Source organism: Bradyrhizobium sp., assembly GCF_019242285.1.
In the GTDB taxonomy this organism is placed as follows: domain Bacteria; phylum Pseudomonadota; class Alphaproteobacteria; order Rhizobiales; family Xanthobacteraceae; genus Bradyrhizobium.
Genome location: NZ_JAFAVV010000206.1, coordinates 1 through 4,372, shown reverse-complemented (window position 1 = coordinate 4,372; position 4,372 = coordinate 1). Strand labels below are relative to the sequence as shown.

At 67.0% G+C, this 4,372-nt stretch carries 4 protein-coding genes and 1 pseudogene; 3 read left to right on the top strand and 2 right to left on the bottom strand.

Translation table 11 applies throughout. From position 1 onward, the window contains the following. On the top strand, positions 1-997 hold a 997-nt coding region (locus JOY90_RS07720), incomplete at its 5' end, for a DUF5107 domain-containing protein (RefSeq protein WP_291690553.1). 61 nt (positions 998-1,058) lie between these two features. Further along, on the top strand, positions 1,059-1,475 hold the full coding sequence (locus JOY90_RS07715; RefSeq protein WP_291690552.1) for an NUDIX domain-containing protein: 417 nt from the start codon (positions 1,059-1,061) through the stop codon (positions 1,473-1,475). Here the strand turns inward: JOY90_RS07715 and JOY90_RS07710 are convergent. Further along, positions 1,472-2,122, bottom strand: coding sequence for an ABATE domain-containing protein (locus tag JOY90_RS07710; protein WP_291690551.1), 651 nt, complete (start codon positions 2,120-2,122; stop codon positions 1,472-1,474). The two genes, JOY90_RS07715 and JOY90_RS07710, sit on opposite strands and share 4 nt — an antisense overlap. A 102-nt stretch (positions 2,123-2,224) precedes the next feature. Here JOY90_RS07710 and JOY90_RS07705 point away from each other — a divergent pair. Further along, positions 2,225-3,067 (top strand): annotated as a pseudogene (locus JOY90_RS07705) (EamA family transporter); the annotation flags it as partial. Between the two features lie 63 nt (positions 3,068-3,130). Here JOY90_RS07705 and JOY90_RS07700 read toward each other — a convergent pair. Continuing rightward, positions 3,131-3,577 carry a DMT family transporter gene (locus JOY90_RS07700; protein WP_291690554.1) on the bottom strand — a complete coding sequence of 149 codons (447 nt, stop codon included), beginning with the start codon at positions 3,575-3,577 and terminating at the stop codon, positions 3,131-3,133. Positions 3,578-4,372: the final 795 nt, after the last annotated feature.

Genomic DNA, 4,372 nt, shown 5'->3' with positions numbered 1-4,372 from the left:
GAAGCCGTGGGCGTTCAAGGTGCTGAAGGAGAGTGCGGAGGAGGTGACGGTCGCGATGTCGCTGACCGACGATTTTGCCTTTCCGGCTCCGCCGCCGAAATTCAGGAAGGGATCGACGGGCATCGAGGCCGCTTATGTCGTGACGCTGAAGGCCGGCCGCGCCGCGCTCGATGCGCGCGTCGTGCTGAAGAACCCGGGCGATCGCACCATCGACTACGAATACTGGACCTGCACGACCCTGGCGCCGGGGTCCGAGCCGGACCATCCGCGCGGCACCGCCGGCGCCGAGATCATCGCGCCGGTCGCGGCCTACACCACGCCGGCCTGGTCGGCCAACATCGCGGAGGGTGATGCAAGCGCGGCCCCCGGCCGGCGCCGTTTCGACCGGCTGCGCTTCTTCAGGAACTGGCCCTCGATGGGCATCGCCTATGCGGCGCCCGACATGCAGGGCGGTAACTTCTGGGGCGTGATCAATCACGACAACGGCGAGGGCATCTTCCGCATCGCCAACAACGACATCACGCGCGGGCTGAAGATGTGGACCTGGGGCTTCCCGACCTTCACCGAGGCCGGCGATCCCCGGAGGACTCCGATCGAGGCGCAGCCCTATGTCGAATTGTGGGCCGGCGTCTCGGACCAGTTCTTCCACGCCGCCAGCTTTCCCGCGCATGGCGAAGTCTCGGTCATGGAGACCTATGGCCCGAGCGTCGGCCTGCGCAACGTGACGGCCGCGAACGAGAACGTGCTGGTCGACCTCGCCGCCGCGGCGGGAGGCGTTGATCTTGAATTCTTCAGCTTCGCGCCGGCCGAGCCGCTGCACGTGACCTTGAAGCGCGGCGAGGTGGTGCTGTTCGACGACACCGTGGTCGCCGATCCCGGGAATGGCAACCGGGTCTCGGTCGCAGCTCCTGCCGGCGCCGGCTCCGATCGCATCCGTCTCGCGATCACGGCCGCCGATGGCCGGACCGTGATCGCGGCGGAGACGGCGATGAAATGAGCTGTTGGCGGTCGCTGGCGATGGCTGGCAGGGCCGGCCGCACCAGGATAATTCTTGGCCGATGACGTCGTCGAAAACCATCCGGATCGCGGCCGCGATCCTCGACCGCGCCGACGGCATGACACTGCTGGTGCGCAAGCGCGGCACCACGGCCTTCATGCAGCCGGGCGGCAAGATCGAGCCGGGCGAGCATCCGGCGCTGGCGCTGTGCCGCGAGCTCAATGAGGAGCTCGGCCTGTCGATCGATCCCGCGGCGCCAAGCTATCTCGGCCGCTACGCGGCGCCGGCCGCCAACGAGATCGGCGCAATCGTGGAGGCGGAGATCTTCCGCGTCGAGATCGCAGCCGAAGTCGAGCCCGCGGCCGAGATCGAGGAGATCGTCTGGGTCGATCCGCACCTGCCGCTCGCCCTGATGCTCGCGCCGCTGACCCGCGATCACGTGCTGCCGCTGCTGTGGGGAGGGCGGCGCGCTAACTAACGGCTTTGGCGTCGGGCGCCGGTGCCGCCGGCCTCGGCCCTGCGGTGATAGTGCCGATGCGCCTTGGCGCGATTGCCGCAATCGCCCATCGAGCACCAGCGCCGGTTCTGCAGCCGGCTTTCATCGATGAACAGCCAGCCGCAGCCGCGCTCGTCCTGGCATTGCTTGAGCCGGGCAGCGCGCGGGCTCATCAGGAGGCAGGCCGCCGACCAGGCGATCGGCTGCAGCAAGGCGTCCGCATCGCGGACCGAGGCGACCTGCAACCGGTCGAATCTCGCGTTCGAAGCCGCCAATGCGAGGCCGCCGGTCTTCATGGCGAGATGATCCTCGATCGCCTTCAGTGCCGTCGCAGGCGGTTTGCGGCGGCGGATGCGCGCGAGGAGAAGCTGGTAGATCGCCTCGCGCAGGCGCCTCGCCCTGGTCAGGAACCGGCTCGCCTTCCGTGGGCTTCGTGCGAATTGATCCTTGAAGTCGTCGAGCGTTCGATGGTCGCAAAACCGCGCAGCGGCGAGCCACGCCAGCAGGGTTTCGGCGGAAGGCAGCCGCTCCTCGGAAGGTTGCCGCAGGCGCCACGCGACCGTGTTGACGAATCTGATGGCGGGGTCCTCGCGGTCGAACGACTGCGGGGAACCATGGCTGAATCGCATGGCCATTTCTCGCGAGAAACCAGGAACGGTCTAACCCCATAAAGGGTTAGATATTGATCCGGTCAGACGCAACCCTTCAACCGCAAACCGTGGAGGCGTTCCATGCCGAGAAGCCTTGCCATCACAGCGGCGTTCGCCGCCATCTACGTGCTGTGGGGATCGACCTATTTCGCGATCGCGACCGGTCTCGAATCGTTTCCGCCGCTGATGCTGATGGCGCTGCGGTCGCTGTGCGGCGGAATCCTGCTGCTGGCGTTCGACGTCAGAGGATTACGGGCGCTCGCGGCCCGCGACTGGCGGCTCGCCGGCCTGTGTGGCGTCCTGTTCTTCGTCGGCTGCCATGGCGTGCTGGCAATGGCGCAGACGAGGGTCGCATCCGGCATCGCGGCCATCATGCTCGCCACGATCCCGTTCTGGACCACGCTGATCGACTATGTCCTTCCCGATCGGCGCCGCCCGTCGCTGCTGGTTCTGGCGGCGCTCATCCCGGGATTTTGCGGCGTCGGCGCCATCGGCTGGCTGAACGGTGGCGCGGCGGGGATGCTGCCGCTCGTCTATCTCCTGGCGGCGGCGCTGTCGTGGTCGGTCGCGACGGTCATCGCGCGCCGCACTGGCCACGGCGGCTCGTCGCTCGCGCTCGCGGGCCTGCAACTGACGTTCGGCGGGCTCGTGCTGTCAGGGCTCAGCCTTGCGGCGGGCGAGGCCGGCGGCTTTGTTGCCGCCAGCGTGTCGGCGCGGGCGCTGGCCGCGGTTGCCTGGCTCGTGCTCGCGGGCTCGGTCGTCGGCTTTGCCGCCTATCATTGGCTGCTCGCCAATGTCTCGACCTCGCTGGTGGCGACCTACACCTTCGTCAATCCCGTCATTGCCGTGCTGCTCGGCGCCGTGTTCCTCGGCGAGCGGCCGACGCCGCTGATGCTGGTCGGCGGCGGGCTGATCCTCGCCTCCGTGCTCGGCGTCTGGATCATCGAGCGGCGCCCGCAACGGCGTGATTCGGAAGAGGAGCGGCGGCTACATCCGCACCAGCACGACGCCGAGGATCAGGAACGCTGCGCCCAGCAGGCGCACCGGGCTCGCCGGCTGCACGGGAATTCCGAGCAGGCCGAAATGGTCGAAGGCGAGCGAGGCCAGCATCTGGCCGGTGACGAGCAGGGCGAAGAAGGTCGCAGCCCCGAGCCACGGGATCAGCAGAATGGCCAAGGCGATGAAGACCGCGCCGAACAGGCCGCCGCTCCAGCCCCACCAGGGGATGTGCGCCTGCACGCTGGCCGAGGGAATCGGGTCACCCAGCGCGAGCGCCAGCACCGCCATGCAGACGACGCCGACGAGATAGCTGACGAATCCCGACCATGCCGCCGACCCCAGCGCCGCGCGCAGGTTGGTGTTCAGCGCCTGCTGCACCACCAGGCTGATCCCGGCGGAGACGGCGAGCAGGATGGGAAAAGCGAGCTTGAGCATGGCGGGTCCTTGGAAAATGGATGGTGACGGAATGCGCTCGAACCATCCCCGGTGCAAGACCGTCGGTGCAGGGCAATTGCTTAGGGCTCGATCAGCCCCCCCGGGCAGTGCGCTCCCGTCCCTGAAAGGACCTCTTGGGGGAGGGTAGGGGAGCGAGGTAGCCGCGAGCACGCCTTTTCGTTTGGCCTCGTCAACCTGACGAGAACTCATGCCCCGCAACCAGTATCAACCGGTCGCAGGCGACGCGGGACAGCCCGGACCAGATCATGGCGCAGATCGAGGGTAGGTCGGACGCGGATGAGGTGAAAGCCGCGCCGGTGCGAAAGGCACGGCGTGACGCATCATAGGTACGGCCACATATATCGTCGCTGCTGATGGCCGAACGGCGCGATAGCAACTGAGCATGTGGAGAGTTGGGGGCGGCGCCCCTGATGCGAAGTCGTGACGTCTCTTGCATCACGGGAAATGACGACTGCGCCTAGTTGGCAGATCGGCGTGCTGGCCGTTAAGACTGAGTCGGTCACGAGCGAGATCAAGCAGATTTTTCGTATCCCGCTTCATTAGCGTGGCAAATTTGCTTGGATTCCGACGGCGCCCATATTGAAAGTTGTCCAACGACTCCAACCGCTTCCTCCCCGCGGGTCCTCTCCGCCCAAAATCCCCTCTTGCTATTTTTCCGAAATTGTGCCATATATCCCCCGTCCCGCCTTCATCAGAGGGGCGCTTCGCGGTCGTCACGGACGTGGGAGGCGGGATGCGATGGACGTGGCCGTGCTGCGAGACGAGCGGCATGAC